Raw genomic sequence first — 5,497 nt, forward strand, 5'->3', positions numbered from 1 at the left:
AAATTATAGCAGTAAAGAAACCGCCTGCAGGGCCCCGAATCTGATGGCATTATTTTTTAACACCGCTTCTTATAAAAATATTCCAACATGAAAGATTGGCTCAGAACCTTACTAGCCGGGTACGGCGCTTATAAATGGGGAGGCGGTTGCCTCGGCACCATTGTTGTTTTCCTTATACTTTACTGGTTGCTGGGGGTGGTAGGATGTTAAGCCGCCGAATTATACGGATCGGCTCCGTTATAGCAGTAGTACTACTGGCAGGTTTTTTTCTGCTCCGGTATTGGCTGAGCTCCAGCGATGTATCGGATCAGCTCAAAAACGATTAACCAACTGGGTCAACGAAGAAACCGGTGGCCGCTACCAATTATCGATGGAGTCGCTTCAGCTAGACCCCGTCAAAGAAACCCTGCTGCTTACCAACCTTCTGTTTGAACCCACGCAGGCTGATACCGGCTCCAACTCCAGTTACCGCTTTCGTTTTAAAAATTTACTGGTTAAAAATGTTTCGGTAACGGCTCTGCTGGAATCCAGTATCCTTGATCTTTCCACGATCGTTATATCAGGTGGTTCCCTGGAAATTAAAGAAGGCAAGGCAACCAGTGCTGCATTAACAGAAATAGTGCCCCCCAAAAAAACTTCGCGCAGAAAAAAAGTCATTTCAGCCATACATGTAGATTCTATCCAGTTGTCGCAGTTGGATATTGCCTATATCAATCGCAAAAAAGCGACCACCAGCCTTCAATCCGTTCATCTTGATGTATACAATTTTCACTCCGACAGCCTGGAAGCTGGCACGGGCAATCCTTTACCCGTTAAAGGATTCCGCCTGTCAATTGAAAATATTGCATGGGATCTTGCCAATAAGCAATACCGTCTCAGCGCCGATCAGTTTATTTTGATCGGATCTGGTCATCTGAAAGCAATTGTCCGGAATGTACAGGTACTGCCATCCGCAGGAAAAAACCTGGAAGCCCTGGCGGCTCAAACACCCGTCCAACAGGATGTTTATTTTGGTCGCATCCCAGAAGTGCTGATCGACTCGGTAGATTATCGTTCTTTCCTCGATGATAGCATTCTAAGAACACCGCTGGTAGTATTAAAAGAACCTCATTTAAGCGTATTTAATGACCGGAGCCGCCCGCCTGCTACTGCCTCAAAAATTGGGAAAAATCCGCACCAGCTGATTCAGCAGATAAGTATCGGCCTCGATATTCCCCGCCTGCAGGTAGAAAACGGACGAATCGAATACAGCGAGAAAAATAAAGATGGTACCGATGTGGGCAAGCTGATCTTCGGGGCTATCAATGGCAATGCAGGGCCTATCCGGAAAGGATTTGACACCCTGGGCAGCCTCAACATGGACCTTGATGCCCGGCTAATGGATAAAATTCCCCTTCATGCAGGATTTTATTTTCCGCCGGGTAAAGAGGGCAGGTTTACCGTCAATGCCAGCCTGCAACCCTTTGACTTATCCCTGATCAATCCTATTGTAGAACCATTAACCAACGTAGCAATCCGTTCGGGCAGGTGTCAGCAACTGGAATGCACGCTCCGGGGAAATGATCACCAGGCCGGAGGAGCCGTAGTTTTCGTATATGAAGACCTGAAAATAGACCTGTTGAAGGATAAAAAATCCGGTGAAACCGTAAAAAGGCCCCTGCTGAGCCTACTGGCCAATCAATTACTGCTACGTACCAATAACCGCCTGACCGATCGTCACCCCCACCAATTCCAGGTAACCAACCAGCGCGACCCTACCAAATCCTTTTTTAACCTGGTCTGGAAAACCCTGTTTGAAGGCCTGAAAATGAGTACAGGAGTGAATAATAAGGGTAAAAAGCCTGCCTGATTCGGCTACAATGTTTAGACATTGTTCCAGTATGCCTATCTTTGTAGTGTATCTATTACACATTAAAAGATGAGTATGGCAGCGTTTAAATACATCGGACTGATTGCAACACAGCAGAATGAAATGCCCATTACCTTAAGTACAGGCAGTATTGAAAATGGCTATAAGCTTAAAAAAGTATTAGCACAACAAGACCTGAGCACAGGACTTGCGGAATCCTGGTATCCGGGGGTGGAAGTAGTGGGCAACCTGCGGGAAATTCTTGAAGACGACAAAATAGAATTGGTAGTGGTGGCAGGCAAATCGGAGAACCAGCTCGATATCATTCGGCAGGCAACCGAAGCCGGTAAATTTGTACGCGTTATCTAAGCTGCATTTTGTAGTTTGCTGTATGCAAATAATCGTTCGAATCGCTCTGGTACTGGCTGTTATAGGTCTGCAACCGGCAACTGCGCAGCAAGTAAAAAAATCGTCCAATTTTAGTGGCAACCCGGTTTTTCCAGGCTGGTATGCCGATCCGGAAGCCATCATTTTTGATAAAACCTATTGGATTTATCCCACCTATTCGGCGCCTTATGAAAAGCAGGTTTTTATGGATGCTTTTTCTTCCGTCGACCTGCAGACCTGGAAAAAACATGCCCGTATCCTGGATACCAGCCGGGTAAAATGGGCCAAACGGGCCATGTGGGCACCTTCCATCATTCAAAAAGACAAACGCTATTATTTATTTTTTGCCGCCAACGATATTCAAAACAACCAGGAATACGGCGGCATTGGGGTGGCGGTAGCGGATCATCCGGCAGGCCCTTTTACCGATCACCTCGGCAAGCCGCTGATTGATAAATTTTATAACGGCGCCCAACCCATTGACCAGTTTGTATTCAGAGACGATGATGGGCAGCATTATATGTACTACGGAGGTTGGAGACATTGTAATATCACCCGGTTAAACGATGATTTTTCCGGGTTCCTGCCTTTTGAAGACGGCAGCGTTTTCAAAGAAATTACCCCGGAAAATTATGTAGAAGGGCCCTTTGTTTTCAAACGAAACGGCAAATATTATTTTATGTGGTCAGAGGGCGGCTGGACGGGCCCTGACTACAGCGTTGCCTACGCCATTGCCGACTCCCCAACAGGTCCTTTTAAACGGATTGGTAAAATTCTGCAACAGGACCCTGCTATTGCAACCGGTGCCGGCCACCATTCCGTTATCCATCATCCCGGAACGGATACTTATTACATCGTATATCACCGCCGGCCGCTTACAGAAACCGACGGTAATTCAAGAGAGACTTGTATAGACCTTATGCGTTTTGACAAGGAAGGACGGATCCTTCCCGTCAAAATAACAACCGGGGGAGTAAAAAAATCCCGCTTATAAATTTTTCCAGGTAAACTGATGGGTACCTGATCCCAACTCTATAAAACTATTGCCCGCATTTCCGGATGCTGGCACCCGCAACCGGGCGATAGCGCCTGGCGGAACCTTGACACTATATTGCAGGCTACTACCCTTTCTTTCCCAAGCCGATTCAATGCTACCCATAACCGATTCATGGCTGCAGGAAAACCTGTTTAGCTTTTTAGGAAAGCAAGGTTCAAGCGTAATAACCTGGAACCCCGGCGCAGCTTCGGTTGTTTTGATGCCACCCAATGCTTTAAACATCCAGGCACCTATTTCCCCAAACATAATATGGTTCATGGAAATATCGGATTTTGCATTAATGGGCCAGTTTTCGAACAGCGTGGTAGCACCATTTTTAATCCACCATCCCCAGGAAGGAAAGGTTTCGCGGGTAGCCAGCTCATATGCCAGGTCTATGTAACCATTATCGCTTAGCGCATTCAGGATTGTTTTGGTACCAAGCAATCCCACATCAATTTGCCTGCCATCTGCAATTACCCGGTTAGCCAGCGCTTTTGCCACCACCGGAACTAAACTATCAGGCACTAATTTCCAATGCAGCGCTACGCTTAACTCCGTTTGTAAACCGGTTCCATAAGTGCCGGCAGCAGCATTCCAAAACCTGGCATTAAAAGCGGAATAAATTTTTTGGGCCAGCGCTGCATAACGTTCATGGTCTTCCGATTTTCCCAGTAATAAGGCTGCTTTTGAAAGAATTAAGGCATCTGTGTAATAATAGGCAGTGGAGGTAAACGGTACCGGTGTCTGTGATTTAACGGGCACCCAGTCGCCCAGTCCCCAGGAACAAATTCCATCCGGACTGATCCTTTCAATATAATTCACGTATCGTTTTAACGCATCGTAGGTCTTAGCCAACAAACTGGTATCGCCATAATGCAGGTAAATATTCCAGGGAATAATAGCAATGGTGCTGGTCCAGTCGGGGCCGTTTCCCCACTCATACCCCCATCCATTACTGGGAATAATGGAAGGAAATACGCCATTGGGTTGTTGTTCATCGAGGTGATCCTGCAGCCATTTTTCATACACCGTGATACCGTCAAAATTAAAGAGGCCGGTTTCACTGGCAATATGGGCATCGCCTGTCCAGCCGTTTTTTTCCCGTTGCGGGCAATCTGTCGGGTACCCAAACATGTTCGACAAATAAGAATTATTGGTTGCCCACCAGATCTTATCCAGCAATGGGTTAGCGCTGTTCAGCTTACTTACCGCTGGTAAATCAGAATGCATAAAGTAGCCGGTTACCGATTCTTTGGTGATGCTGATCGGCTGGCTGGCGCTTACCTCAATATATTGAAAGCCTTTGTAATTAAAACGGGGAGAAAATTCCTCCAGTCCTTTTCCGGAAAGAATAAAAATATCCGTTTGAAAAGGATCCGCGTCTCCTACCGGCCGATAGTGGACGTCAATATTGGATAGATCCGTACGACCGGATTCATAGAGTCGTTCAGAATGCCTTAATTTAACCACCGTTCCTGCAGCACCGCTCAGTTTTATTTTTGCTACTCCGGCAATATTTCTACCCAAATCAACCACGTATACGGTATCGTTAAATTTCCGGACCGATACAGGTTTTATTTCTTCGACCCTTCGTATCGGATGCAGGTTTTGGGCTGTTATAAGAGCAGCGGGAGCAGAACGCAAAAGCGCTTGTTGCCAGGCGGTATCGGGGTAGCCCGTTTGATCCCAGCCGGTTAAAGCCAGGCGGGCATCATAGTGTTCGGCAGTATAAATACTGGAAAAAATAACCGGGCCGGTACTGGTTTTCCAATCCCGGTTTGATGAAATGGTTTCGATGCTGCCATCGGTATACTCCACCCGGATGTCCAGGATAAAACAAGGCCGGTTGCGCCAGGGCGCTTTATCAAAATCCCATACTGCAGTCGATTGGTGATTGTACCAGCCATTTCCTACTAATACACCGGCGGCATTGCCCCCGTTCGAAACTGCATTTGTAATATCATAAGTACAATACAATAACCGACGGTCGTACCTGGTATAATTCGGCTCCAGCCAGGCATCGCTGATCCGTTGCCCGTTTATGCTCAGTTCAAATAAACCGCCGGCGGCTATATATGCACGCGCCGATTTTATTTTTTTATCCAGTCTGAACTCTTTCCTGAAATAAGGAAGCGCTTTTTCATGCATGGATTTTCCATCGCTGATCCAGGCGCCTTTCCAATTGGAACTATTCATCAGCCCCATTTCAAAAGAAGCCCAGG

General features: G+C 46.7%; 5 protein-coding genes. 4 read left to right on the forward strand and 1 reads right to left on the reverse strand.

Annotated features, from left to right (window positions below; all coding sequences use genetic code 11):
* The first annotated feature begins 87 nt into the window (after nt 1-87).
* The 4 genes from A1D16_RS06475 (at nt 88) to A1D16_RS06490 (ending at nt 3,230) form a co-directional block, all read left to right on the forward strand.
* Complete coding sequence (locus A1D16_RS06475; RefSeq protein ID WP_290708491.1) at nt 88-210, forward strand: hypothetical protein; 123 nt, start codon at nt 88-90, stop codon at nt 208-210.
* A 70-nt stretch (nt 211-280) separates the two neighbouring features.
* Complete coding sequence (locus A1D16_RS06480) at nt 281-1,849, forward strand: hypothetical protein (RefSeq protein WP_290708492.1); 1,569 nt, start codon at nt 281-283, stop codon at nt 1,847-1,849.
* Nucleotides 1,850-1,924: 75 nt separating this feature from the next.
* Nucleotides 1,925-2,218, forward strand: a complete 294-nt coding sequence (locus tag A1D16_RS06485) for a hypothetical protein (RefSeq protein WP_290708494.1) — start codon at nt 1,925-1,927, stop codon at nt 2,216-2,218.
* A gap of 22 nt (nt 2,219-2,240) precedes the next feature.
* On the forward strand, nt 2,241-3,230 hold the full coding sequence (locus A1D16_RS06490) for a glycoside hydrolase family 43 protein (RefSeq protein ID WP_290708495.1): 990 nt from the start codon (nt 2,241-2,243) through the stop codon (nt 3,228-3,230).
* Here the strand turns inward: A1D16_RS06490 and A1D16_RS06495 are convergent.
* Nucleotides 3,225-5,497, reverse strand: a 2,273-nt coding sequence (locus tag A1D16_RS06495; protein ID WP_290708496.1) for an alpha-L-rhamnosidase, incomplete at its 5' end; no start/stop codon positions are given. The genes A1D16_RS06490 and A1D16_RS06495 overlap by 6 nt on opposite strands.

This window comes from Flavihumibacter sp. CACIAM 22H1, from assembly GCF_001601815.1.
Lineage (GTDB): Bacteria > Bacteroidota > Bacteroidia > Chitinophagales > Chitinophagaceae > Flavihumibacter.

What these genes read in the sequence shown, in the direction of transcription:
- A1D16_RS06475 (WP_290708491.1), top strand. Translation starts at nt 88, where the DNA reads ATGAAAGATTGGCTCAGAACCTTACTAGCCGGGTACGGCGCTTATAAA.
- A1D16_RS06490 (WP_290708495.1), top strand. Translation starts at nt 2,241, where the DNA reads ATGCAAATAATCGTTCGAATCGCTCTGGTACTGGCTGTTATAGGTCTG.
- A1D16_RS06485 (WP_290708494.1), top strand. Translation starts at nt 1,925, where the DNA reads ATGGCAGCGTTTAAATACATCGGACTGATTGCAACACAGCAGAATGAA.